The 23,973-nt window shown below is 70.9% G+C and carries 21 protein-coding genes and 1 pseudogene; 13 read left to right on the top strand and 9 right to left on the bottom strand.

The genetic code is table 11. The annotated features are described in order from the left end of the window. Positions 1 to 52: 52 nt before the first annotated feature. Complete coding sequence (locus OG349_RS06520; protein WP_327233682.1) at positions 53 to 1,174, bottom strand: prephenate dehydrogenase; 1,122 nt, start codon at positions 1,172 to 1,174, stop codon at positions 53 to 55. 382 nt (positions 1,175 to 1,556) lie between these two features. Here OG349_RS06520 and OG349_RS06515 point away from each other — a divergent pair, with 382 nt between their 5' ends. From OG349_RS06515 to OG349_RS06485, 7 genes are all read left to right on the top strand, one after another. Continuing rightward, positions 1,557 to 2,057 carry a flavin reductase family protein gene (locus OG349_RS06515; RefSeq protein ID WP_327233681.1) on the top strand — a complete coding sequence of 167 codons (501 nt, stop codon included), beginning with the start codon at positions 1,557 to 1,559 and terminating at the stop codon, positions 2,055 to 2,057. A gap of 241 nt (positions 2,058 to 2,298) precedes the next feature. After that, on the top strand, positions 2,299 to 3,816 hold the full coding sequence (locus tag OG349_RS06510; RefSeq protein ID WP_327233680.1) for an FAD-binding oxidoreductase: 1,518 nt from the start codon (positions 2,299 to 2,301) through the stop codon (positions 3,814 to 3,816). A gap of 218 nt (positions 3,817 to 4,034) precedes the next feature. Then, on the top strand, positions 4,035 to 5,246 hold the full coding sequence (locus OG349_RS06505) for an acyl-CoA dehydrogenase family protein (protein WP_327233679.1): 1,212 nt from the start codon (positions 4,035 to 4,037) through the stop codon (positions 5,244 to 5,246). Between the two features lie 45 nt (positions 5,247 to 5,291). After that, a complete protein-coding gene (locus OG349_RS06500) occupies positions 5,292 to 6,866 on the top strand; it encodes an AMP-binding protein (protein WP_327238475.1) in 1,575 nt (524 codons plus the stop codon). Positions 6,867 to 7,040: 174 nt separating this feature from the next. Further along, positions 7,041 to 7,511 (top strand): flavin reductase family protein, encoded by a 471-nt coding sequence (locus OG349_RS06495; protein ID WP_327233678.1) that lies wholly within the window; start codon positions 7,041 to 7,043, stop codon positions 7,509 to 7,511. 132 nt (positions 7,512 to 7,643) lie between these two features. Next, positions 7,644 to 8,630: an LLM class flavin-dependent oxidoreductase gene (locus OG349_RS06490; protein WP_327233677.1), complete on the top strand. Its 987-nt coding sequence runs from the start codon at positions 7,644 to 7,646 to the stop codon at positions 8,628 to 8,630. 55 nt (positions 8,631 to 8,685) lie between these two features. Beyond that, a complete protein-coding gene (locus OG349_RS06485) occupies positions 8,686 to 9,912 on the top strand; it encodes a styrene monooxygenase/indole monooxygenase family protein (RefSeq protein WP_327233676.1) in 1,227 nt (408 codons plus the stop codon). 62 nt (positions 9,913 to 9,974) lie between these two features. Here the strand turns inward: OG349_RS06485 and OG349_RS06480 are convergent, their stop codons facing one another. The 3 genes from OG349_RS06480 to OG349_RS06470 all read right to left on the bottom strand — a co-directional run bounded on the left by OG349_RS06480 (position 9,975) and on the right by OG349_RS06470 (position 12,379). Next, a complete protein-coding gene (locus OG349_RS06480; RefSeq protein WP_327233675.1) occupies positions 9,975 to 11,348 on the bottom strand; it encodes an NtaA/DmoA family FMN-dependent monooxygenase in 1,374 nt (457 codons plus the stop codon). Then, the gene (locus OG349_RS06475) at positions 11,338 to 11,688 is read right to left on the bottom strand and encodes a hypothetical protein (protein WP_327233674.1); all 351 of its coding nucleotides are present in this window, start codon (positions 11,686 to 11,688) and stop codon (positions 11,338 to 11,340) included. The genes OG349_RS06480 and OG349_RS06475 overlap by 11 nt, the downstream gene beginning before the upstream one ends. A 124-nt stretch (positions 11,689 to 11,812) precedes the next feature. Then, positions 11,813 to 12,379: a TetR/AcrR family transcriptional regulator gene (locus tag OG349_RS06470; protein WP_327233673.1), complete on the bottom strand. Its 567-nt coding sequence runs from the start codon at positions 12,377 to 12,379 to the stop codon at positions 11,813 to 11,815. 261 nt (positions 12,380 to 12,640) lie between these two features. Here OG349_RS06470 and OG349_RS06465 point away from each other — a divergent pair, with 261 nt between their 5' ends. After that, the gene (locus OG349_RS06465; protein ID WP_327233672.1) at positions 12,641 to 14,143 is read left to right on the top strand and encodes an MFS transporter; all 1,503 of its coding nucleotides are present in this window, start codon (positions 12,641 to 12,643) and stop codon (positions 14,141 to 14,143) included. Positions 14,144 to 14,307: 164 nt separating this feature from the next. Here the strand turns inward: OG349_RS06465 and OG349_RS06460 are convergent, their stop codons facing one another. The 5 genes and pseudogenes from OG349_RS06460 to OG349_RS06440 all read right to left on the bottom strand — a co-directional run. Beyond that, positions 14,308 to 15,120 carry a class II aldolase/adducin family protein gene (locus OG349_RS06460; RefSeq protein ID WP_327233671.1) on the bottom strand — a complete coding sequence of 271 codons (813 nt, stop codon included), beginning with the start codon at positions 15,118 to 15,120 and terminating at the stop codon, positions 14,308 to 14,310. Positions 15,121 to 15,172: 52 nt separating this feature from the next. Then, complete coding sequence (locus OG349_RS06455; RefSeq protein WP_327233670.1) at positions 15,173 to 16,693, bottom strand: FAD/NAD(P)-binding protein; 1,521 nt, start codon at positions 16,691 to 16,693, stop codon at positions 15,173 to 15,175. Between the two features lie 216 nt (positions 16,694 to 16,909). Continuing rightward, the gene (locus OG349_RS06450; protein WP_327233669.1) at positions 16,910 to 17,866 is read right to left on the bottom strand and encodes a helix-turn-helix domain-containing protein; all 957 of its coding nucleotides are present in this window, start codon (positions 17,864 to 17,866) and stop codon (positions 16,910 to 16,912) included. Positions 17,867 to 18,496: 630 nt separating this feature from the next. Then, complete coding sequence (locus OG349_RS06445; RefSeq protein WP_327233668.1) at positions 18,497 to 19,159, bottom strand: SDR family NAD(P)-dependent oxidoreductase; 663 nt, start codon at positions 19,157 to 19,159, stop codon at positions 18,497 to 18,499. A gap of 191 nt (positions 19,160 to 19,350) precedes the next feature. After that, a pseudogene (locus OG349_RS06440) lies at positions 19,351 to 19,853 on the bottom strand (transposase); the annotation flags it as partial. Between the two features lie 67 nt (positions 19,854 to 19,920). Between OG349_RS06440 and OG349_RS06435 the strand changes: the two are divergent. The 5 genes from OG349_RS06435 to OG349_RS06415 all read left to right on the top strand — a co-directional run bounded on the left by OG349_RS06435 (position 19,921) and on the right by OG349_RS06415 (position 23,804). Continuing rightward, positions 19,921 to 20,139 (top strand): hypothetical protein, encoded by a 219-nt coding sequence (locus tag OG349_RS06435; RefSeq protein WP_327233667.1) that lies wholly within the window; start codon positions 19,921 to 19,923, stop codon positions 20,137 to 20,139. A gap of 233 nt (positions 20,140 to 20,372) precedes the next feature. After that, positions 20,373 to 21,677: a bifunctional 3-oxoadipate enol-lactonase/4-carboxymuconolactone decarboxylase PcaDC gene (gene pcaDC / locus OG349_RS06430; protein WP_327233666.1), complete on the top strand. Its 1,305-nt coding sequence runs from the start codon at positions 20,373 to 20,375 to the stop codon at positions 21,675 to 21,677. Between the two features lie 81 nt (positions 21,678 to 21,758). Continuing rightward, complete coding sequence (locus OG349_RS06425) at positions 21,759 to 22,391, top strand: MBL fold metallo-hydrolase (RefSeq protein ID WP_327233665.1); 633 nt, start codon at positions 21,759 to 21,761, stop codon at positions 22,389 to 22,391. A gap of 94 nt (positions 22,392 to 22,485) precedes the next feature. Then, positions 22,486 to 23,265, top strand: a complete 780-nt coding sequence (locus tag OG349_RS06420) for an exodeoxyribonuclease III (RefSeq protein ID WP_327233664.1) — start codon at positions 22,486 to 22,488, stop codon at positions 23,263 to 23,265. 101 nt (positions 23,266 to 23,366) lie between these two features. Further along, positions 23,367 to 23,804, top strand: coding sequence for a DUF6278 family protein (locus OG349_RS06415; RefSeq protein WP_327233663.1), 438 nt, complete (start codon positions 23,367 to 23,369; stop codon positions 23,802 to 23,804). The last annotated feature ends 169 nt before the right edge of the window (positions 23,805 to 23,973 follow it).

Genomic DNA, 23,973 nt, shown 5'->3' with positions numbered 1-23,973 from the left:
GACCCGGCCGCCCCTCGGCGGGACGGGCCCTGCCCGGGACGTGTCCCGGGCCTCAGGCCGGGTGGGCGGTGGCCAGGCCCGGGTCGACCACCGACACGTGCCAGCCGCCGTCGGCCAGCCGATGGCGGATCGACTCGGCCGTGACGGGAGTCGCGGCTATCCGCACCGCCAGTCCCGCCGCGTCACCGGGCCCGCACAGCTGTACGTCTTCCACGTCGACGCCGATTTCCGCCGCCGCGAGGAGCAGCCGCCCCAACTCACCCGGCAGGTCGGCCACCGCGATCTGGAGCGTCAGGTGCCCGGCAGGCGTGGGGTGGCCCCGGCCGTGCACAGTGGCCCAGCCGTCCTGACCCCGGGCCAGCAGCTCACCGAGCGCCGCCGAGGCGTCCGTCCGGACCTGTGAGCCGGACATCTCGATGTCGCGCAGCGCGCCCACGACCGTCTCCAGGTCCTTCATCAGTTCTCTCAACGTCTCCCCGATCGCGAGCGCGTTGGAGCGGATGATGTCGCTCCACAGCCCGGGGTCGCCGCCCGCGATCCGGGTCGCGTCCCGGAGCCCCTGCCCGACCAGTCTCAGCACTTCGGGTGGCGCGCCCTGAAGCCTGGCCGCCATCAGGGAAGCAACCAGGTGAGGGGCGTGGGAGACCAGGGCCACGGTGCGGTCGTGGGCAGCTGGTTCCATGACCAGGGGGGTCGCGCCGCACAGTGCGACGGCGGCCAGCGTCCGGTTGAGGGCGGCCGGAGAGGTTTCGATGCCGGGGGTGAGTACCCAAGGGCGGCCCTCGAACAGGTCGGCACGGGCGGTCAAGGGGCCGGAGTGCTCGCTGCCGGCCAGCGGATGACCGCCGACATAGCTGGTGTGATCTGCCGCGCCGCGTGTGATGGCCAGTGCGGTGGCCGATTTGACGCTGGCCACATCGGTGTAGCTGTGCGCCAGCGCGCGGTGCTGCTGTTCCGCCAGTACCTGGGCGACCCAGGCGGGCGGGACCGCGAGCACCGCCAGGTCGACGCGTTGGCCGGGCGGTCCGAAGGTGCCTGCGCCAAGCGCGGCGGCGACCCGCGCCGCCGACTCGTCGGCGTCCAGCAGATACACCTGAACACCGCGCCGGCTCAGCGCCAGTGCCGCCGAGGTGCCGATGAATCCCGTCCCCACCACAGCGGCTGTGCGGATCACGCGGCCCCGCCTTCCCTGCCGCGGAGAGCGGCCCGCCCGGAGGAGCGCGGCGGCACCGGAACGGGCCGTCGCCGATGGGCGGGCGCGGCCGATAAGGACTCTGCCACGACACCTCCGAACCCTGGCAGCATCACTGAGAGCCCCCTTCTGCCGGACGGCGTTCCGTCCATGACCGTCGAAGTCTGGCCAGAAACCGGGGCATGTTCTGCGGCGTCCACGCACGGCGTGTGCCGCATCCGCGCACTCCGGCTACGCGAACGCGACAGAGCGGGTGCGCGGGGACGACACAGTGTCCGTGCCCCGGTGGTTAACGTCTTGTCAGCGGCCCCGGAACGGCCCGGACAGGGGCGGCCGCCTCAACGTCCAGCACACGAGGAGAGCCGTGGAACTCGATCTGCGAACGGCGATGCGGCACTTCGCCACCGGCGTCGGCGTGGTCAGCACCCATCTCGCCGAGGCGGGCGCGCCCGGCGGCCGACGCCACGACGCCGTCACCGTGAACTCTCTCGCCCCCGTGTCGTACGACCCTCCGCTCATCTCGTTCTGCCTGCGCCAGGAGTCGGTCTTCCTGGCCGACATGCTGGTGGCCGGGGTGTGCGCGGTCTCCATCCTGGGAGCGGACGGCGCGAAGACCGCGGGGCAACTGGCACGCCCCAGGCAGAACCGGGTCGAGGCTCTCGAGGCGCTGCCCGCCGACCGCGGAGAGCACACGGGTGCTCTGATCTTCGACGGCCTCGGGTGGCTGGAGTGCGCGCTCGCCGATTCATTCACTGCCGGGGACCACCTGATGGTGATCGGCAGGGTCCTTGCCACAGGGGTACGCGCGCCAGGGGATCCGCTGGTGTTCCTCCACGGCGCGCTCAGGTCCGCAACCGCCAACTAGGCCGTGTCCCGCGCCCCCGAGCCCCTTGTCCCGCGGATCGGCGCGGACCAGCGACGCGCCGCACTCCTTCACCTCACCGGACCGGCCTCGTACGCCCGTACAAGGCCGGTACCGCCCCGCCAGGTACGGCACCGGAGGCCGCGAGCCTGATCCACGGAGATCCGCCGGACAGACCCCGGAGCCTGCCAGGCAGCCGTCCGTCCCCGCGCGTCCGACCACAGCCAGTCCAAGGGAGACCACCATGCCCGAACGGCCCACGGCGGCCGACGGCCGTCCCGGCGCACCGCACGCGCCCCGGCCCGCCCCGCCGTACAAGACCCTCGCCGAAGCCTCGCGGATCGTCGGTGAGGAGCGGGTCCTGCGCCCGGCACCCGGCGACGGGCCCGGAAGCCCACTGGGCCCGAACACAAGCCTCTTCCGCTCACGGCGTGTCGCCGCCGTCATCCGGCCGGCGACCACTGACCAGGCACGCCGTGTCGTCGAACTCTTCGGCAGGGACCCCGATTCCGGCAGCCTCCACGTCATCAGCACCGGCCGCAACTGGGGCCTCGGCTCCCGCGAGCCGGTCCAGGACGACGTGGTGGTCCTGGACCTGGGTGACCTCAACCGTGTCCGCGGACTCGACCTGGAGGCGGGCTGGGCCGTCATCGAGCCCGGGGTCACACAAGGCGGGCTCTCCCAACTGCTCGCAGGCTCCACACGGCTGGTCAACGTGACCGTCTCCGCCGCCTCCACCAGCATCCTCGGCAATGCGCTCGACCGCGGGGTGGGCCTGCGCAACCAGCGCACCCACGACCTCGTCGGCCTGGAAGTGGCGCTTCCTGACGGCGAGTTGGTCAGGGTGGGCTGGTGGCCGACCGACGACCGGACGGCGCCGGTCTACCCCCACGGGCTCGGCCCCTCGACGCTTCCGCTATTCGTCCAGTCCAACCTCGGAGCGGTCACCGCCGGTGTGATACGGCTCCTGCCCCGGCCCGAGGCACTCCGTGTGGTGCGCCTGTCCTTTCCCCGCCCGGTGCTCGCCGACGCCACCGACGCGATACGCCGCTGGGTCGCCCAAGGGTTGACCAAGGGCGTCCCCCGGATCTACGACGCTGCCGCCGGGCGCGCCTACGGCGGCGCGGAGGACGAGTTTCTGGTACACCTGCCGGTCGACGGCACCGCCGAGGTCGTCGAAGCGCTCAGTGGTGTCCTCCTCGCCGAGGCGCGCCGCTCGGGGCTGTTCACCCAGGCATCCGATTCCGACGCCGCCGACCCGGGCTTCCCGCACCACGAGGTGGCCGGGCTGGTGGAACGAGGGTACGCCGGTGACCCGGACGTCACGGACACCCTCTTCCGGGCGAAGATGGGAGTGGCGGCGCAGGAGGTCGACGAGCAGGCGGGGTTCCTCTTCTTCCTTCCGCTGCTGCCGTTCACCGGGGAGGCCGTCGCCAGGGCGGACGGGCTGCTGCGGCGGGTGGCCGCCGCGACCGCGGTGCGCGCCTCCGCGACCCTGCACATCCTCGGTCCCGACCTCATCGACTGCGTGGTCGCCGTCAAGTTCTCCCGCGACGAGGAGGACGCCGAACGGGCCCACCGCGCCCTCGACCTGCTCTACACGTCCTACGCCGAGGCCGGCTTCGTACCGTACCGACTGGACATCGAACACGCCCACCGTTATGAGAGCTTCGCCACCGACTCCGGTGCCCTGGCCCTGACACGGCGTCTCAAGAGCGTACTGGATCCCAACAACGCCATCGCGCCCGGACGTTACGCCTGAGGGCCGCCCCCCTTGTCGCCGGGGCGCGCGCGCCGTCGGCCGGGGCACCCCGGTGACCCGAACGGCAGGGGGCATCTCCTTCCCCTGCCGCCGCACACCGACCCACCCAGCCACCGGAATGACGGGACAGCCCTCGGCGTATCGGCCGGGACACCACACCGCACCACATCCCCGCCCGCGAACCCACCCACACGTCAGATAAGAGGCGAACAGACGAGATGGCCACTTCACAAACCGAACGCGCCCCCTACCCCACCCAGGCCAGGCCGACCACACCGGAGGAGGTGCTCCGCAGAGCCCAGAACCTTGTCCCCGTGCTGCGCGGTGCGTCGGACGAGATCGAGCGCGCCCGCCACCTGCCCGCCACACTGGTCGAACAGCTGCGTGACGCCGGCGTGTTCCGCGTGGGGGTGCCCACCGCGCAAGGCGGACCGGGGCTCGACCCCATGCAACAGACCGAAGTGGTGGAGACTCTCGCACGCGGGGACGCCTCCGCCGCCTGGTGCGCGATGATCGGCATGGACACCCCGTTGTACGCACAGTTCCTCCCCGAGTCCGTCGCGCGCGACGAACTCCGTGACCCGGACGCCATCACCGCCGGCCTGATCCTTCCGCTGGGCCGCGCCGAGCGCGTCCCCGGCGGCTACCGGGTCACCGGACGCTGGCAGTTCGGCAGCGGCATCACCCACGCCGACTGGGTGGTGGCCGGCTGCTTCGTCCACCGCGACGGCGAGCCCGAAGCCGCGCCGGACGGCGGGCCCCAGCACTGGCGCATCATGCTCGCACCCCGCGAGCATTTCGAAGTCATCGACACCTGGCACACCACCGGGCTGGCCGGCAGCGGAAGCCGCGACTACCAGGCCGACAACCTCTTCGTACCGGAGAACCACTCCTTCAGCCTGAGCCAGCCCCGGACCCACAGCGCCTCCTCCACACCGGACGCGATCCTGCGCAACATGCCCGGTGTGCCGCTCGGTGTGGCCCGTGCCGCCCTCGACTACGTACGGGAACTGGCCGTGGACCGGGTGGACCGCGCCGCCGCTACCCCGTGGGCCGACACCTACCGGGTGCAACTGGCGGTCGCGGAGTCGGAGATGGAACTGGGAGCCGCCCGCTACGCCGTCTACGGCAGCCTACGCCGCCAACTCCAGATACTCGCCGAACCCGGCGCGCTCGGACGCGACGAGCGGGTGGACACCGTACTGGCCCGTGTCAACGCCTTCCGCGTGGCCCGCACCATCGTCGCCCGCCTCTACGACCTGGTGGCGAGCACCGCGATCTACCGCCCTTCACCGCTGGACCGCTGGCTGCGCGACCTGACGACGATGCGCCAGCACGTGATCGCCCAGGACCAGGTGCTCCAGTCCGCCGGCGCCCATCTGCTCGGCGGCACCCCGCACAATCCGTTCAGCGTGGGAATCGTCGCGTGAGCGCCCGCCACCGACGCCCACCCGGGGGGAGGGCCCGTGCCCACCATGCCCGGTGAACCCGCCCTGCTGCACGGCGGCCCGCTCCCCGCACCGCCGGTGGCCACCCTCGGCGAGGCACTGGCACGCGCCGCGCGCGGTACACGGGGCATGGTCCTGCTCGACGCCGGGGGCAACGCGAGCCACCGGTCCTACGCCCAGCTGTACGACGACGCCGCCCGGGCACTCGCCGCACTGCGCGCCGCGGGAGCCGTGCCCGGGCAGACCGTGATCCTGCGGCCGGCTCACCCCGCCGATCTGCTCACGGTCTTCTGGGCCTGTGTACTCGGCGGCCTGGCACCGCTGCCGCTGCCGCCGGGCGGCGCGGACGAGGCGCTCGCCGACGCCCACCGGGCGGTGGGCACGGCATGGCTGACCGGCGACGAGGAACCGGACACAGTGCCCCGTGGCCTACGGTGGCTCGGACGGCCCGGCACCCTGCGGGCCCCGGCACCCGACCTCGCCCGGCACCCCGCCCGCCCCGAGGACCTGGCGGCGCTCACCCTCACGTCGGGCAGTTCCGGGCGGCCCAAGGCGGTGCCGCTGACCCACCGCAACATCCTCAGCCGGGCCCACGCCACCGCCCTGGTCCGCGGTCTCGACGAGCACACCAGGACCCTCAACTGGATGCCCCTCGACCATGTGAGCGGCATCGTGATGTTCCACGTACGGGATGTCTTCCTCACCTGCCACCAGGTGCACGCCGACACCGGCTGGGTCCGCGCGGACCCCCTGCGGTGGCTCGACGTGGCCGCGGCCGAGCACGTCGACACCACCTGGGCACCCAACCATGCCTTCGCGCTGGTCGCCGACCGGCTCGATGAACCGGTCGACCGCTCCTGGGATCTGAGCGGGCTGCGGTACATCATGAACGGCGGCGAGGCGGTGAAGGACCGGGTGGCCCACCGCTTCGTCGCGGCGCTCTCGCGGTACGGGCTGCCCGCCACCGCCGTCCATCCCGGCTGGGGCATGCCGGAGACCGCCTCGGGTGTCGTGGACAGTGTCTTCTCACCGCACGGGGGGCCCTTCCGCCGCTTCGTGCCGGTGGGCATGCCGCACCCCGGGGTGTCGCTGCGTGTGGTGGACGAGAAGGACCAACTGCTGCCGGAGCGTGCCGTGGGCCGTCTCCAGGTCACCGGGCTGCCGGTGGCAGGGGGATTCCTGGAGGGAGGCGTGTACCGGCGGGCGCCGCTCACCGCCGACGGCTGGCTGGTCACCGACGACCTGGCCTTCGTCGACGCCGGAGAAGTGACCGTGACCGGCCGGGCCGACGACGTGATCGAGGTGGCCGGCGCCCGCTACCACAGCCATGAGATCGAGGAGGCCGTCGAGGAACTCGCCTGTGTCACACCGTCATCCACGGTGGCCCGCGGCCTTCCCGGCGCCCCGGGCAGGCTCGCCGTCTTCTTCCGCCCGCGTCCGGAGTTCCCCGTACCGCAGGCGGAAGGGCTGGTGCGCGAGAAGGTGCGCAGCCGCTTCGGAGCCACCGTGGAGCACCTTGAGGCGCTGACGGAGGACGAACTGCCGAGAACGGCCACCGGCAAGCTGCGCAAATCCGCCCTGTCCGCCCGGTTGCCCGGCTGACAACAACCTCTGCGCGAACCGCGCACTTCGTATGCGCGTGCGCGCGGTTCTCCCGCCTTTTCGCCGCATACGCTCGCAACGCCGGGTGCCGCCGACCGGAATACCCGGGACCGAGCCGCCGACCGGATATCCGAGACCGAAAGGCTCCACGTGCCCCTGGATCTACAAGCGACCATGCACACCTTCGTCACCGGGATCTGTGTGGCGACGACCTACACGGAGGTGGAGGGAGAACGGCGGCACGACGCGGTGACAGTACGCTCCCTCGCCTCTGTCTCCCTGGAACCTCCACTGATCTCCCTCGCCCTGCGCCGAGACTCGGAGTTTCTCACCGACCTGCTCGCGGCGAGGGTATGGGCGGTGTCGATCCTCGACGTGGCGGGCGACGACCTCGCCAGATCCTTCAGCGCCCCGGACCGGGAGACCCGGGCCAGGGCCCTGCTGACCTGCGCGACCTCACCGGGCCCCCGTACCGGGGCGCTGGTGCTGGACGCGCCTGGCTGGCTGGAGTGCACCCTTCACGACTGGCGCGACTTCGGAGACCACACCGTGCTGATCGGCCGGGTGACACAGACCGGCGGAGGGCGCAGGCGCCCCCCGCTGGTGTCGCTCAACGGCGCCCTGCACGCCCTTGCCGACGCCTGAGCGCCGTCCCGCGCCCCTGTCGGGCGCGCGGGACCGTCAGGCCGTATCCGGGGGACCGCCCGGCCGGACCCGGTCCGGGTCCCGGCCCCTCCCTCACTCCAACGAAAAAGCCACTGAACCCGAGGAGAATCGGTGAAATTCGGAATATGGCTGGACTTCCGCAACCCGGTGCGCTGGCGCCAACCCTGGGAAGAGGTCTACGAGGAATCCCTCTCCCTGGCGACCGGGGCCGAGGAGCTGGGCTTTGAATCCGTGTGGCTCTCCGAGCACCATCTGACCGAGGACGGCTATCTGCCGTCTCTCTTCCCGGCGCTGACGGCCATCGCCGCCAGGACCCGGGACATCAGGCTCGGTACGGCGATGCTGCTGGCCAGCCTGACCCACCCGCTGCGCCTGGCGGAGGACGCCGCCGTCACCGACCTGCTCTCGGGCGGCCGGCTGGAACTCGGGCTCGCCCCCGGCTACCGGGACGAGGAGTTCCAGCTGTTCGGCGTGGACCGGACCCAGCGCGGGGCCCGCACCGAAGAGACCGTGGAGATCTTGCAGAAGGCATTCCGCGGGGGCCTCTTCTCCCACTCCGGCAAGCACTTCTCCTTCGACCGGGTAACTCTCACCCCGGCCCCCCGGAGCCCCGGCCCCCCCCTGTGGATCGGCGGTGGCAGCAAGGCAGCCGCACTGCGCGCCGGCCGCCACGGGCTGCGCTTCATGCCCGACCTCGGCACCCAGCCGGAGATCCTGGATCTCTACCGGCAGACACTCGCCGCGCACGGCCACGATCCGGCGGCCTTCGGTGTGACCGCCATCGTCACCCCCGGTGTCTACGTCTGCGAGGACGCCGAGCAGGGCTGGGAGGAGGTCAAGGAACACTACTGGTACCTGCTCAACACATTCCAGGAGTGGTTCGGCAACCCTGGTCTGCCCTCCGTCGACGACCTGCCCCGTGAACTCTTCCTGGTGGGCCCGCCCGACGTCGTGGCCGAGGGAATCAGGGAACGGGTCAAACCCCTGGGCGACGTCGAACGGGTCATCTTCTTCGGCCGGGCACCAGGACTGCCCGCCGACCGCGCCACGCGTTCGCTGGAACTCTTCGCCGAGCACGTCATCCCGCAATTCCGGTGAACACAGCGGCGGCCCCCGCCGCGCTCTCCACCCCACCACGCCGTAAAGGAGCACCATGCCAGACATCGCCATAGTGGGAGCAGGCATCTCCGGACTGCACCTGGCGCTGCGGCTGCAACAGACCGGGATCACCACCACGGTCTACACGGAACGCAGTGCGGAGGAGGTCGCCGCGGGACGTCCGAGCAATCTGCCGGTACGTTTCGGCCGCACCCGGCAGCGCGAACGGGACCTGGGCGTCGCGCACTGGGACCAGCCCGAGAACGACACCCACGGTGTGAACCTGGTCGCGCCCGGAGATCCCGGCATCCACTTCTTCGGCCGCCTCGACGAACCGGCGAGCGGGATCGACTTCCGCCTCTACCTGCCACGGCTCACCGCCGACTACCAGGAGCGGGGCGGACGGGTCGAGCCGCTACGCCCGGAGGTCGCCGAGATCGACCGGATCTCCCGTCACCACGACCTGGTCGTGGTGGCCTCGGGCCGCGCCGCCACCGGGCTCTTCCCGCGCGACCCGGCCCGCTCGCCCTACACGGAGCCGCAACGTGTGCTGACCGCCGGGCTGTTCCGGGGCATCGCCCCCTCCGACCCCGGGTGGATCCACTTCCAGGTCACCGAGGTCGGGGAGATCTTCTCCACCCGGATTCTCACCGCGGACGGCCCCGTGCACGGCATGGTCGTCGAGGCCCTGCCCGGCGGTCCGCTGGAGCAACTGGCGGCGTACGACCACGCCAAGGACCAGTCCGGCTTCGAGCGGACCCTGCTCAAACTCGTCGCGGACCACGCCCCGGAACTGCGTGAGCGGATCACGGAGAGCGACTTCGGGTTGGCGCGCGCCGGTGACGTGGTGCAGGGCGGGATCACGCCGACGGTACGTGAGAGCTGGGCCACTCTGCCCTCGGGGCGGATCGCGCTGGCGCTCGGGGATGCCTGGGTGGTCAACGACCCGCTCACCGGGCAGGGCGCGAACCTGGGCTCCCGGTCCGCCTTCGCACTGGCGGCGCTGATCACGGACGGGCCGCCGTTCGACGAGGTGTTCGCCCGGCGGGTGGCCGACCGGCTGTGGGGCATCGCCGAGCCGGTGGTGGCGTGGTCGAACCTCAACATCGGACCGCCGCCGGAGCACCTGGGCGAGATCTTCGCCACCGCCACGGCCGTTCCCCGGGTCGCCGACGCGTTCGTCAACAACTTCAACGACCCGGCGGCCATGTGGGACGCCATCAAGTCCCCTGCGGACGCCGCCACCTGGCTGAGCAAGAACACCCAGGGCCAGGACGTCTGACCTGTCGGCGGGCCACCTGACACCCTGGCGCGGGGTTGGCCCCGCGCCAGGGTGTCAGGGTGTCAGGTGGCCCGCAGGCCCAGATTCTCGCGCAGGGTACCGCCCTGATAGGCGGTCCGGTACAGGCCGCGCTCCTGGAGGGCGGGTACCAGTTTGCCGACGATCTCCTCGATCGTGCCCGGGATCGTCTGCGGTGTGATGTTGAAACCGTCCACCACACGGGTGCGGACGAAGTGGCCCCATTCGTCGGCCACCTGCTGCGGTGTGCCGCAGAAGACGTCGTGTCCGGGGCCGACCTCCATCACCAGTTCCCGGATGGACAGGCCGCGCTCGCCGGCCATCCGCCGCCAGCCCTCGATGATCGCCCGCTTGCCGCTGCGCCGGTCGCGCGCCACGGTCCCCCGGGACGGGTCGAGTTCCGCGTCCGTCGGTTCGATGTCGGGCAGGGGTCCGTCGGGATCGTAGCCCGACAGGTCCTTGCCCCACCACTGCTCCAGGAATGCCAGGGCACGCGGACCGTTGTTCTCCTCGTTCCTCATCCAGTGAAGCTTCTCCTGTGCCTCCTCCCGCGTGTCTCCGAGCACCACCACGGCGCCCGGCATGATACGCAGGGATTCGCGCGACCTGCCGTAGGAGGCCAGGCGCGCGGTGAGATCCTCGGCGTACCGCAGCGCCTTGTCGTAGGTGGTGTTGGTGGTGAAGACGACGTCGGCGTGACGGGCCGCCAGGTCGCGCCCGCCGGGAGAGTCGCCGGCCTGGAAGAGCACCGGCCCACCGGGACCGGCCGGCACGGTCGGCGTGGCACGCATCCGCAGCAGAGGGGTCGCGGCCGCCACCTGCCTGATCGCGCCCGGCCGGGCCCAGGCCGCCGCGGCTCCGTCGGCGGCCACCGCGTCGCCGTCCCAGGCCGTCCACAGGCTCTTGGCGGCGCGCACGAATTGGTCGGCCCGCTCATAGCGGTCCTCGTGTGCCAGCCAGCCACCGTGCCGGAAGTTCTCCCCGGTCCAGGCGTTGTCGGTCGTGACGATGTTCCAGCCGGCCCTGCCCTCGGAGACCAGGTGCAGCGAGGCCAGCCTGCGGGCGAGGTCGGCCGGGTAGTTGTAGGTGGTGTTCTGGGTGGCGACGAGGCCGATGTGGTCGGTGGCGGCGGCGAGCGCGGCCAGCAGGGTGATGGCGTCGGGCCGCCCGGCCACGTCGAGTTCGAGAACCCGCCCGCGGTTCTCGCGCACCCGCAGTCCTTCCCCGAGGAAGAAGACGTCGAAGAGACCGTGCTCCAGCGTACGGACGACTCGCAGGAACGTGTCGACGTGGTGGTGGGGCGCCGCTCCCGGAGCCGTCCAGAGCAGCTGGGGGCCGACTCCGGTGTAGAAGAGCCCCAGGTGAACGTGGGCGGACGGGTCGTGGCCGAGCCCGGGGGACAGGTTGTCAGATCGCATGGGTCACCACGGCCTCGGAGAAGGCCGGCGCCGTGGCGAAGACGTGGATGGTGGGCGCGAGCCCGATCCGGTCGGTGCGTGTGGAGAGAGGGGCGGCTCGGACCCCGGCGTCCGGCCGCACTGCGGCATGGGGCGCCGGGTGCGGAGGGAGGGGACCGTCGTCGAAGGTGGCCAGGGCGAATCCCGCGGACCGGGCCGGCTCCACGGTGGCGGTGAGCGCCCGTATGGAGAGGGCCGCGGACGGTGGTCGTCCGGCGGCCCGCCAGGCGGCTGGGTGCGCGCTGTCGCCATCGGCTTCCAGGGCGGGGTGAAAGGCGGTCGGCGGGTGTGTCGGGCTCATCGTGCCTCCGTGACTCGGGCGTGAGCGTGGCCGTGCGCGTCCCCGGAGGGCCCGCACGTGAAGCCGTGGGTCGATCCGGTCCTGGCGCCGGCCGTGTCGGGCGGCGCCAGGACCGAATTCCGCGTCAGGCGGCGGTAACGGGCCGGGGGCCTGCCGACGCGCTCCAAGCGGCCATCGCCATGTCCACCAAGGAGTGCAGCTGCGCGGCGTCCGTCCCGTCACGCGCCTGGAGCGAGACACCGTTGAGGAACGTGGTGTAGAACGCGGCGATCTTGTCCGTGTCCGTGTCCCCGGCCAGCTCGCCCCCGCCCACGGCGGCGTCGAGCCTGCTCTTGATGGTGGTCTTCGTACGGGCCCGGCAGCGCAGCGCGAAGTCACGGATGGACTCGTGGTCGGAGGCGCAGTTGGTGGCGGCGAGCACGATCATGCAGCCGCGCGGCTTGTTGTCGGCGGTGAACTGGTCGACGCTTTTGTGCAGCAGCGCCGATACCGCCTCGCGGGCGGTGGGCGCCTCCTCCAGCGCCCGCCGTGAGGCTTCGGCCTCCGTGGTCTCGTAGAGCCCGATCGCCTCTTGGAACAGGGTCTCCTTGTTCTTGAAGGCGGCGTAGAGACTGGGTGGGCTGATTCCCATGGCCGCGCTGAGGTCGGTGGTCGAGGTGGTTTCGAAACCGCGCTCCCAGAAGACCATCATGGCCGTATGCAGAGCTTCGTCCCGATCGAATGTACGAGGGCGTCCGAGCCTTGCCACAGGGCCTCCTTGACGACGGGTCAGCCGTTCGTTAGCTTTACGTAGAGGTTAGTATAGAAGTCGGGGAATCGCGCTGCCCCAGCCGCATTCGCCATCCGGCCGGCGACCCCCTCCAGGGTCCTGCGGCTTCACCCGGTCCCCCCTCCCGCCGAGGCGCTCCGACCCCGACAGCGAAGCAGCATTTCACCAGAAGGAGAATCATTCATGGCTGTGACGAACGACGCCCCGGCGACCGGGCCCTTACCTCCCGGGGGGCAGGAGCGGAAGGTGCACTGGGGGTTGCGGGAATGGCTCATGCTCGTGGTCGTGTGCGGCGCGTTCTCACTGGACGCACTCGACAACATCATGGTCGGAATCGCCACCCCGCAGATCAAGGACGAGTTTGACATGAGCACGTCGGCCGCTCAGTGGGTGGTGAGCGCCTACGTACTCGGCTTCGGCGGCTTCCTGCTGCTGGGCGGGCGGATGTCCGACCTGCTGGGCCGGCGGCGGGTGTTCATCGCCGGGCTCGCGGTACTCGCGGTCGGCTCCCTCGTCGGCGGCCTCGCGACCAGCGGGCTGCTGGTGATCGTCGGCCGGCTGGTGATGGGCATCGGAGCCGCGCTCACCGCGCCCTCCGCCCTGGCGATCGTGATCGGCAACTTCCCGGAAGGCCCACAGCGCAACCGGGCTCTCGGCATCTACACGGCCTGCGGTGCGGTGGGGTACTCCATCGGCGTGGTGGTCGGCGGCGGGCTCACCGAAGCGAGCTGGCGATGGACCTTCGTGCTCTCCGTGCCGGTGGCGCTCGCCGCTCTGGTCGGCGCCCTCGTCCTGGTCCCCAAGGACCAGGCACACGACGGCACCAAGCGCCACTACGACGCGGCCGGCGCGGTCACCGTCACCGCGGGCATGCTCCTGCTCGTGTATGCCATCGTCCAGGCGCCCTCCGAAGGATGGGCCTCCGGCTCCACTCTGGTTCTCTTCGCCCTCGTGGCCGTGCTCCTGGCCGCTTTCGCGTTCATCGAGTCGCGCGCCCCCCAACCGCTGCTGCGGCTGGGACTGCTGCGCAACAAGTCTCTGGTGGGCGCCAGCCTGATCGCCGCGGCGATCCTCGGCACCTACATGAGCTACCAGTTCGTCGGCAGCCTCTACCTCCAGTCCTACCGGGGCTGGTCGCCGCTGGAAATGGCCCTGGGCTTCCTGCCGATCGGGCTGCTGATCCTGACTTTCGCGCCGCGCGCCGGAAAGCTGATCGGCCCCATCGGGGTGCGCTGGATGATCTTCGGAGGCATGCTCGCCTACACCGTCGCCTTCCTGCTCTTCCTGCGGATCGGTGAGGGCTCCTCGTACTGGACGGTCGTCCTGCCGAGCATGGTGCTGATCGGCATCGGCTTCCCCTTCGCCTTCACCGCGGCCAATGTGCTGGCGACCAAGGGCGTGGACGAATCGGAGCAGGGCCTCGCCGCGGGCATCCTCCAAACCGGCTACCAGGTGGGCGCCGCGGTGGTACTGGCCGTGGTGACGGTACGGATGGGCGGCGAGGGCGGCGAACCGAGCCCCGCGCTGGCCCTGTCCGGTTACCACCGGGGAACGTGGGTGATCATCCTCATCGCGGCCGTCTCGGTCCTCGCGGTGGTCGCCGCGGCGGGCACCGACCGGCTGCGCGGGAAGCGGGCCACCAGGACCGCTCCGGCCGGCGCCGCCACGGCGGACGCCGGCGAGTAGCCCCTGCCGTCCCCGCCCAGCGGCCGGCGCCCCGTACCGGTACACAGCGCCCGCCGCCCGCGGTCCGTCCCCTGTGCGGGGACGGACCGCGGACCGCGGGCGGCGGGCGGGACCGCGCCTCTGTACGGAGGACGTGTGCCCGGCGTCCAGTGCCCGGACGGACGCTACTCCTCCAGCAGATCGGGCTGCTCGCTGGTGATCTCGTCCCACAGCAGCTGGAAACTGAACCAGCCGAGCTGCCGGTCGCCGAATCCGTCGCGTGCGGCAACGGCCTGGGCGTCGCTCATCGGTTTGACCTCACCGGCAGCCGCCGCCAGCAGTTGCACGTGGGCGGCGCTCTCATAGGTGAAGAACCAGTGCACCGCCTCGTCGACCGAGCCGCCGACGGTGATCAGGCCGTGGTGGCGCAGCAGTATGGCGCGGTTGTCGCCGAGTTCGGCAGCGATGTCCTGGCCCTGTTCGACGTTGATGGACGGCCCTTCGTAGGCGTCGTAGAGGACCTGGTTCCGATAGAAGATGGCGGATTCCTGGTCGAGCGGCTCCAGGAGCCTGCCGAGGGCACCCAGGGCCCGCGAGTAGGGGGTGTGACCGTGGGCCGCGGCGGTGGCACCGGGGTTGGCGCGGTGGATGGCGGAGTGGATGACGAAGGCGCTCGGGTTGACCCGGTGGTGTCCGCTGACCACGCGGCCCTCGGCATCGACCAGGAGGAGGTCGCGCACCTTCACCTTGCTGAAGGAGACACCGAACGGGTTCACCCAGAACTGGTCCTCGTTCTCGGGGTCTCGTACCGAGATGTGTCCCGAAATCCCCTCGCCGTAGCCGTACTTGCCGAACAGGCGCAGGGCCGCCGCAAGGCGCTGCTTGTGGTGCCTGCGCTCATCGTCCACGGATTCGAACACGGGTGGCGTGGGCAGGGGAAGCCCGGTGTGGGTGTCCGCGAGATAACCGGCCCGCTCGTGGACCGCTGTGTCGGTCATTCCGGGTGCTCCTATTCGTCATTCGTGGTTCGTGGTTCGCCTGAGGGGTGGGTCAGACGGTCTGCATGGCGACCGCGTGCCGGGTGGCGTCCCGGTGGATGGCGTCGGCGATGTCGACGGCCCGGTCCACCAGCGAGGGGATGCCGAAGGTGAAGAAGAGCGATCCGGAGGTCAGGTCGCCAAGGGCGTAGAGCTGTTTGTCGGTCACTCCCTCGACGCTCAGCCCGCTGGTGGCCCGAGTGACGCTCACTCCACCGCGCGGATGCCGGGTGGCCAAGCCTCGTTCGGTGAGCGAGGTGATCAGCGCTTCGGCGGCGGGAGGGACACGGTGCCCGGGCGGACTGACCGCGTTGATCACAACGTCGGCCCGGTGGAAACCGTCAGCGGTGTGGACCTCGAAGCCGCCGGAGCCCTTGGTGATCCGCCCGACGCCCCGGGTGAACGCCAGCTGACCGCTGTCGGCCAGCCGCAACAGGGTCGCGGCGCTGGCCGCCGGCATCGGGCAGCACAGGGTCATGATGGTCCTGTAGTGGTGGCGCAGCAACAGCGTCCGGTCCTGTTCGGGAAGCAACTGCCATACGTCGGGCCCGGATTCGGGAACGGCGCGCTGAAGGATGCGCATCCCCGGGTCCGTGTCGTCCACCGCGTCGATTCCCCGGCGCAGCCGTTCGACAGCGTCTTCGCTGTGCGCCGAGGTGATCTCGTGGGCGATGCGTTCGAGCCCGGAACCCGCCGCGGTGAGTTCGTCCCCCATGAGAGCGGTGGCGCCGGCCACGGTGAGAGTCTCGCCCCGCGCCAGCATGGTACGGAAGCGCGCCATGGTGAAGTGCCGCAACTCGTGGTTCAGGAACCGCTGGCGGACGCTGGGCAGCACCCCGCGCCGCGAGGCGAGGACGATGCTCCCCTCATGGCCCGCCGCCGTCAGCGCCAGCACGGCGTCGACGGCGGTCAGCCCGCTGCCCACCACGACCACCCGGGCCCCGGCGTCGATGCCGGACAACCGGCTCGCCACGGGATACGGCTCGGGAACGAACCCGGGAGTCCCCGACAGTCCGTGGGGGTCCGCGGGAGCGCCGTTTCCGACACAGAGCACCACATGGTCCAGGGGGTACGGCGCGCCGTCTGCGGTGCGCGCGACGAAAGCCCCCTTGTCACGGGCCAGGTCCGTAACCGCCTTCCGGACGAAGACGATGGCGCTGCCCCGGACGGCGAGGCGGTTGAGCGCGCCTCGGGCGGACTGTTCCAGATAGTCCCCGTAGACGGCGCGTGGCGCGAAGGAGATGCCCGACCTGGGGTCCGTGTAGTCGGCGCGCGCCCCCAGAGCCGAGCGGCGCGCCTGCAACCAGCGGGCGAAGTGCCCCGGATCGTGGGCCCGTACGGTCATGTCCTCGGGCGGGGCGTTCACCCACAGGACCGCGGAGTCCGGCTGATAGGCGCGCCCGCGCCAGGGGTGGGGGGAGGGGTCGAAGACCGTGACGGCCTCGGGGACTTCGTCACGCTGGCTCAGTGCGTCGAGCAGACATACCGCGGAAGCGCCGCCGCCTACTATTCCTATCCTTGTGGGACTGAGCATGCGAAGAGACCTCGTTCGCAAGGGGTGATGGTACGGACGATGACGGAAACTTGTACCGACAACTGCCGGGACCGCGCAGAACAAAGGCACGGCATCCCCCGGCATTGTGCGCTCAGATTTCAGTATCGAGCCCGGCCGGTGTTCCTTTTCGCGCGAACGCGCATGCGGTGTGGCGGGTTCGCGCACGCGGAATGCGGGACGACTACGGCCGACGGCTCACGGAGGGAGAAGCAACGTCTTCTTCCGCCACTCCCGGGGGGTGGCCCCGTAGCGATCACGGAAGATCCTGCTGAAGTGCGAAGCGCCGTGCAAACCCCACCGCCCCGCGATATTGGCCACGGTCAGGTGGGTCGTCCGCGGGTTCCGAAGATCGTCACGGCATCGTTCGAGGCGCTCGTTGCGTATCCAGAGAGCGGGGCTGGTTCCCTCGTCCCGGAAAAGGATCTGGAGATAGCGGAGGGAGATGTTGTGAGCCCTGGCCAGCTCGGGAGGAGTCAGGTCCGGGTCACCGAGGCGCCCGCGCGCATAGGTCCTGATCCGATGCAGCAGGGCCTGCCGCGCGGCGGCGGCATCGCTGCCCGAGTGCCCCAGTTTCTCCGCGCACACCGCGCTGACCAGGCTGGCCACGCTGCTCCCCAGGTGATCGGCGACCGAGGTGTCCAGTTCGGTCATGTGGCACGCCACGCTCCGCAGCAGGTCGGCGAGGAGCACGCCGACCCCTTCACGGCCGGACCAGGTGGCGGCCCAGAGGGGATGCGCCTGGCCGGGCCTGAGATCGACCAGGCGGTGGTCGAACTTGACGGCCACCATGTGGATGGGTTGGCGCATCCGCAGAGTGAACGGGGAGGAGCTGTCGTACGAGAACAGGCTGCCGGCCCGGACCAGGGCGGTGGTTCCCCCCTGGCTGACCTGGACTTCGCCGTCCAGGATGCAGGTGAGGTAGAGAGGGCTGGAGTGTGCCCGGGCAGCGTGCAGTTCGGTCTTCTCGACGGCGTGCGGCCCTGAGCGGACCGCCGCGAGCTGGACGGCGCCGAACGCGCCGGTGACGATGGCCCCCTCGAAACCGTCCCTCCCGGCCCCACGGACCTGGAGCGGCCCACAGACCGTGGCGACCAGGTCGCCCCAGCCGGAACGGCGGTCGACGCCGGACCGCTCCGTCCTGAGAACCTTCACGGGCCGAAGCCCGGCGGTTTCTAAACCGTTCATGAGGGGTGTCCCGTGATCCGTGCGCCCGGCCACACGGCGGCGGGCACCGTTCTCCGCGCGTATCCGGCGTTGCTGCCTGGTCTGCGGCACATGGAAAAATTCCCCCTGAATGCGTAAGCCAGTTCGAACTCGCAGCGTACCCATCGCGCGATGAACACCCCAGGACAACCTGACAGGTTCAAGTCATGGTCTGAAAGTGGTCAGGTTCGAGTCATTCGCAGAGAGAGGGTGGTCACGTTCCGTGATGCGGCGCCCGGGGGCCGGACCAGCCGCGGTGGCGCCGCTGACGCCTTGGTGCGGCCGTCCCCGCCGGAGGCGAATTTCCTTGCGGCGCAAGAGTGAAGAATGGGCTTCGCGCCGGGATTCCCGGTACGCGCCGACCTGCCGGGCAACTCGCTGAACCATGGATTACATGGGGTCACAGAGAACGGAATCCGTTATTACGCTTCTTGTTTTGCTGTTCACGGAATTGTCATCTCTTTCCCATCCGGCCAGCTGTACGCGGTCCCGCCCGCGGCCTTCCAAACAGAATGAGGCGCCACAGCGCCCGGAGGCCGAAAGGGGACCCTTGACCGGGGGCGGAAACGACATGGCCGCCTAGGCGACGGGGATGCCCCCGTGTGCCACCTCGTGCTCCCAGTCGCCCCTTGACTGGGTGTGCAACCGCCAGTAGTGCTCGGCGATGTCATCCGGATCGTAGGCGGTACCGGGAGCGACCGCGCCCGGAACGGTCACGGAGGCGACATGGACCCCCGAGGAGCCGTACTCCGCGTGGAGCAGACTGACCAGATTGCGCACCCCCAGCTTTCCCAGACTCAGGCTGATGTAGCGGGGATCGGGCTGCGGCATGCCACCGGTGATGAGGATCGTGCCGTGGCCCCTCTCCGCCATGCCCGGTGCCACGTGCGATGCGGCGCTGAGAGCGCCGACGACGTTGACCGCCCAGGCGTCCAACTGCCCGCGCGCGTCACGCTCGCCGGGCGAATCCCGGCGGATCAGCGCTGCGTTGTACACCACGACGTCGAGTGGCCCCACCTCCGCCGCGGCGGTATCGAGCGCGGCGTGCAGTGCCTTCTCGTCGGTGCTGTCGGCGGTGAGGGCCAAGACCTTCCGGCCGCGCTGTCCGATCTCGTCTGCCACTGCCTTGAGCGTCTCCCTGTTGCGCGCGATCGCCACGACGGAGAGCCCCTCCCGCGCGAACCGGTCGGCTACGGACTTTCCGATCCCCGGTCCCGCGCCGACCACTACTACTCCTGGCATGTTCTGCTCCTTCAGTTCAAGGCAGGGCCGATGTCTGACGATTATGACGAGCGCAGACGCCTCCCCCGGCACGGTGCCCAACGACACCGCGATGGCTCTGTCACGCGCACGCGGCCCCGATCACACCATCGCGGTACGCCCGAGGACGCGCTCCACGACCGCCCCTGTGGCCGGTGCCCCGGGGGCGGGAGTGGCCGACCCGTTGTCTCAACTTCCGAAGGGCGCTGGCTGATCATCACCATCGGGGCTGGGTAGCCCGGCTGACGGCGCCGGGGCCGGCGCACGGCTCGCCCGGTGCGCAGGGCCCGGGTCAGCTCGCGGCGGAGTTCTCCCGGCCCTGGACGTAGAGGGACTGGCAGATCCGCTCCGGACGCCAACGGCGTTCGAGGTGGCGCTGGATGAAGTCCCGCAGCCCAAGGTCCTGGCCGATCCTGCCGGGCTCGGGCCGGGGCCGACGGGCGTCAGCACGGCTCTGCGCGGCATGTGGTCGGTAGGCCCGGCGAGTGGCATCACCCCGTGGAGGCATGCCGTTGCGGCGTATCTCCCGGCTGGTGGTGGACGGGCTGCGGCCCAGCTCGGCGGCGGTGGTCCGGACCGGTGCTTTCTCTCGCAGGTGGTCCGTGATGTGGATGTGGTCAGCCTCATGCAGGGAGCGGGACGGGCCCGATCGGGGAAACGGCCTGTTGCTTTCGGGAATTCTCGGATACACCAGCGACCGATACCGCGCCCTCTCCTCGGTCGGACCAATCTCCACCAATTTCATGGAAGAGATCGAAGACGGTACCGTCGATCTGCCCGAGCTGCTCGACAGGGCTTCCGGGGCCAGGGTAGTCATCGGTGAGCTTGTGATCGAGTCGTCTGCCGGAGGGCAGATCGACCACACGGCACCGCCTCTCAGCATGGCCACTCTTGAAGCCGTCAAGATTCGCTTCTCCCGTTGCCCGCCCCGGTCGGAGTGGTTCATACCGTCAAGCAACTGAGGACTCGGGCGTACGAGCTCATGGCGTTGGCCGGTCTCCGCAGGGTGCATCTCTACCTCGCTCGTGCGTATCCTCGCCCCCGTTGGGCGTCACTCGAACATCGCCACGACGAGACGCTTCTCCATCAAGCCGGACGTAGAGGATCTCCGCCCGGCGGCCAGGACGTGGGAGGGGCTGCACGGCGCCCCGGCCGCCCTTCGTGAGATTCTGTGGGATGTGAGACCGTGCGGGGCGTGAGTCTGACGACAGAGAAGACCCTGCAATACCGCTCTGACGGGCCAGAAGACGCTCCAGTGTTGATCTTGGGGCCGTCCCTCGGTACTACATGGCACATGTGGGACCGGCAGGTACCCGAGCTGGCCCGGAGCTGGCGGGTGGTCCGCTTCGACCTGCCGGGGCACGGCGGGGCCCCCGCGCACCCCGCCACCAGCGTTCCCGAACTCGCGGAGCGGCTGCTGGCCACGCTCGACGCGCTCGGTGTGCAGCGCTTCGGGTACGCGGGGTGTTCCGTCGGCGGGGCCATCGGGGCCGAGCTGGCGCTGCGCCGCCCCGACCGGATCGCGTCCCTCGCCGTGGTGGCCGCCTCGCCCCGCTTCGGCACCGCCGACGAATTCCGCCAGCGCGGGGTGATCGTCCGCGCCAACGGCCTCGACCCGATGGCCCGTACCGCGCCCGAGCGCTGGTTCACGCCCGGCTTCGCCGCCGCCCAGCCGGCCATCGTCGAGTGGGCCGTCCAGATGGTCCGTACCACCGACCCCGGCTGCTACATCGCCGCCTGCGAGGCGCTCGCCGCCTTCGACATCCGCGCCGAGCTGGGCCGTATCAGCGTCCCCACCCTGGTGCTGGTCGGTGCCGAGGACCAGGTCACCGGTCCTGCCGAGGCGCGCACCCTGGTCGCCGGGATACCTGACGCCCGGCTCGCCCTCGTCCCCGGCGCCTCGCACCTGGCGCCCGTCGAGCAGCCCGCCGCCGTCACGGACCTGCTCGTCCACCACTTCTCCACGGCCTGGTTCAACCCCTCGGACACCGCCACCGGACTGACCGTGCTGCCCGACCGGGCCGTCGCCCCCGCCGTCTCCCCGACCGTCGGCCCGGTGGCCGAGATCGCCCCCGCCGAGCAGCCGCGGGCCGTGGGCGGTCTTCCCGGCCCGGTACGGCGCGACCCGTACGAGACGGGCATGCGGGTACGCCGTGAGGTCCTCGGCAACGCACACGTGGACCGGGCCATGTCCGGCGCCGACGACTTCGCCGGCGACTTCCAGGAGCTGATCACGCGCTACGCCTGGGGCGAGGTGTGGACCAGGGAGGGCCTGGACCGCAGGACCCGCAGCGCGGTGACGCTGACGGCGCTGGTGGCGGGCGGGCACCTGGAGGAGCTGGCCTTCCACACGCGCGCGGCCCTGCGCAACGGCCTCACGCCGGCCGAGATCAAGGAAGTGCTGATGCAGACGGCCGTCTACTGCGGTGTCCCCGCGGCGAACTCCGCGTTCCGCGTCGCGGCGACCGTGATCCAGGAGGAGACGCGCCCCCGGTCGTAGGAGGATGAGGGGGACGGGACCTGGGCGGTTCGGTCCCACGACGTTCGGTCCCACAGCGCTCAGAGGGAGAGGTGCTCCGCGGTGAGGCTCACCAAGAAGACACATGCCTGCGTCCGGCTGGAGAAGGACGGGCGGACACTGGTCATCGACCCCGGCATGTTCACCGAGGCGGACGCGGCGGTCGGCGCGGACGCCCTGTTCGTCACACACGAACACCCCGACCACTTCGCGGAGGACCGGCTGCGGGCCGGCCTGGAGGCCAACCCGGCCGCCGAGCTGTGGGCGCCGCGCAGCGTCGCCGACCAGATCTCCGCGGCCTTCCCCGGCCGCGTCCACACCGTGGGCCACGGCGATGCCTACACCGTGGCCGGGTTCGACGTCCGGGTCCACGGCGAACTGCACGCCGTGATCCACCCCGACCTCCCGCGCGTCACCAACGTCGGCTATCTCGTGGACGGCTCCCTCTTCCACCCGGGCGACGCGCTGACCGTGCCCGACCAGCCCGTCGACACCCTGCTGCTGCCCCTCCAGGCGCCCTGGAGCAAGGCCTCCGAGGTGATCGACTACCTCCGCGAGGTCAAGCCGGTGCGTGCGTACGACATCCATGACGTACTGCTGGCGGAGCCCGGCCTGGGGCTCTACGGGAGCCTGCTCGGGTCCCTCGGCGGTACGGACCACAGCAGGCTGGCGCCGGGCGCCTCGGTGGACGTCTGAGGCGCGTGCGTGGCGGCCGCGTCCGAGGCGCCGTGTGCACCGTCCTGGCCCGCCGCTCCGGTGACTGTCCTACCCCGCCGATAGGCTGGGGAGCATGCGCATCGCGACCTGGAACGTCAATTCGATCACTGCCCGGCTGCCCCGCCTGCTGGCCTGGCTGGAGAGCAGCGGGACGGACGTGTTGTGCGTCCAGGAGACCAAGTGCACGGAGGAGCAGTTCCCCTCCGAGCAGCTGAAGGAGCTGGGGTACGAGTCCGCGGTCCACGCGACCGGCAGGTGGAACGGGGTGGCCCTGCTCTCCCGCGTGGGCCTGGAGGACGTCGTCAAGGGCCTGCCCGGCGGGCCCGAGTACGAGGGCGTGCGGGAGCCGCGCGCCGTCTCCGCGCTGTGCGGCCCTGTGCGCCTCTGGTCGGTGTACGTGCCCAACGGCCGCGAGGTCGGGCACGACCACTTCGCCTACAAGCTGCGGTGGTTCGACGCGCTGGGCGCGGCGGTACGGGAGGACGCGGCGGGGGAGCGCCCCTTCGCCGTGCTCGGTGACTTCAACGTCGCCCCGACCGACGACGACGTCTGGGACCGGTCGTTGTTCGACGGCGCCACCCATGTCACCCCGGAGGAGCGGGCCGCGCTCGCCGCGCTGCTGGCCGAGGGACTGACGGACGTGGTGCCCCGCCCGCTCAAGTACGACCATCCGTTCACCTACTGGGACTACCGCGAGTTGGGCTTCCCCAAGAACCGGGGCATGCGGATCGACCTGGTGTACGGGAACGGGCCGTTCGCCACGGCCGTCAAGGACAGTTACGTCGACCGCGAGGCACGCAAGGGCAAGGGCGCCTCGGACCACGCCCCGGTCGTGGTGGATCTCGACATCTGAGCAACCATCCGGCTTCGGGCGCGGTCTCTCCCTGCGGGACCACCCCGGCCCCCGGCCGCGCCCTATGGTGACCCGGCCAGCGGAATGGCAGGCTGAGCAGTATGAACATCCCTTTCTTGGACAACTGGCGCAAGCGGCGCGGCGACGCACCCGGTTCGCCGTCCGCCTCCGCCGCCGGGGAGTCGGCCGGCGTCGCCGAGCTGCTCGCCGAATGCGAGCTGCTGCGCGTCCGGGCAGGGCAGAGCGGGCTCGAACTGGACGACTCCCCGGCGTCGTTGGAGGCGCTCGACCAGCTGCCGCCGCGCTGGCGCGACGACCCAGAGGAGCTGCCCTGGCTGGGCAACGACGCGGGTCTCTACCTGGGCACGGTCATCGTCCGTACGATCCCCGGCGCCGTCTGGAACATCTGGCCCGACGGCCACCCCGTCGTACGGCTCGCGTCCGGCCGGGAGATCCGGGTCGTGGAGGCGGGCGTCGAGTGGGCCGGCACGGGCGCGCCCGAGCTGTCCCAGGTGTACGCGGAGGCCCAGGAGGTCTGAGGCGCCGACGGCGCCTGTGCCGGGGAGCGCCCCGCGCGGGGCCGCTCGCGCGGGGCTGCCCGTGCGCGTACGGCCGTACCGGCGTGCCTGTGCAGTAAATACGGCTTATGCCCGATTTTAGCGTGTCGGCCGTGAAGTCCCTTGTCCGGCTGGATAGTTTGCGCTGACC

This window comes from Streptomyces sp. NBC_01317, assembly GCF_035961655.1.
Lineage (GTDB): Bacteria > Actinomycetota > Actinomycetes > Streptomycetales > Streptomycetaceae > Streptomyces.
This window is presented reverse-complemented; position numbering and strand designations above follow the sequence as displayed.

What these genes read in the sequence shown, in the direction of transcription:
- OG349_RS06510 (WP_327233680.1), top strand. Translation starts at nt 2,299, where the DNA reads ATGCCCGAACGGCCCACGGCGGCCGACGGCCGTCCCGGCGCACCGCAC.
- OG349_RS06505 (WP_327233679.1), top strand. Translation starts at nt 4,035, where the DNA reads ATGGCCACTTCACAAACCGAACGCGCCCCCTACCCCACCCAGGCCAGG.
- OG349_RS06500 (WP_327238475.1), top strand. Translation starts at nt 5,292, where the DNA reads ATGCCCGGTGAACCCGCCCTGCTGCACGGCGGCCCGCTCCCCGCACCG.
- OG349_RS06495 (WP_327233678.1), top strand. Translation starts at nt 7,041, where the DNA reads ATGCACACCTTCGTCACCGGGATCTGTGTGGCGACGACCTACACGGAG.
- OG349_RS06485 (WP_327233676.1), top strand. Translation starts at nt 8,686, where the DNA reads ATGCCAGACATCGCCATAGTGGGAGCAGGCATCTCCGGACTGCACCTG.
- OG349_RS06480 (WP_327233675.1), bottom strand. Translation starts at nt 11,348, where the DNA reads ATGCGATCTGACAACCTGTCCCCCGGGCTCGGCCACGACCCGTCCGCC.
- OG349_RS06475 (WP_327233674.1), bottom strand. Translation starts at nt 11,688, where the DNA reads ATGAGCCCGACACACCCGCCGACCGCCTTTCACCCCGCCCTGGAAGCC.
- OG349_RS06470 (WP_327233673.1), bottom strand. Translation starts at nt 12,379, where the DNA reads ATGATGGTCTTCTGGGAGCGCGGTTTCGAAACCACCTCGACCACCGAC.
- OG349_RS06465 (WP_327233672.1), top strand. Translation starts at nt 12,641, where the DNA reads ATGGCTGTGACGAACGACGCCCCGGCGACCGGGCCCTTACCTCCCGGG.
- OG349_RS06460 (WP_327233671.1), bottom strand. Translation starts at nt 15,120, where the DNA reads ATGACCGACACAGCGGTCCACGAGCGGGCCGGTTATCTCGCGGACACC.
- OG349_RS06455 (WP_327233670.1), bottom strand. Translation starts at nt 16,693, where the DNA reads ATGCTCAGTCCCACAAGGATAGGAATAGTAGGCGGCGGCGCTTCCGCG.
- OG349_RS06445 (WP_327233668.1), bottom strand. Translation starts at nt 19,159, where the DNA reads ATGCCAGGAGTAGTAGTGGTCGGCGCGGGACCGGGGATCGGAAAGTCC.
- OG349_RS06435 (WP_327233667.1), top strand. Translation starts at nt 19,921, where the DNA reads ATGGAAGAGATCGAAGACGGTACCGTCGATCTGCCCGAGCTGCTCGAC.
- OG349_RS06420 (WP_327233664.1), top strand. Translation starts at nt 22,486, where the DNA reads ATGCGCATCGCGACCTGGAACGTCAATTCGATCACTGCCCGGCTGCCC.
- OG349_RS06415 (WP_327233663.1), top strand. Translation starts at nt 23,367, where the DNA reads ATGAACATCCCTTTCTTGGACAACTGGCGCAAGCGGCGCGGCGACGCA.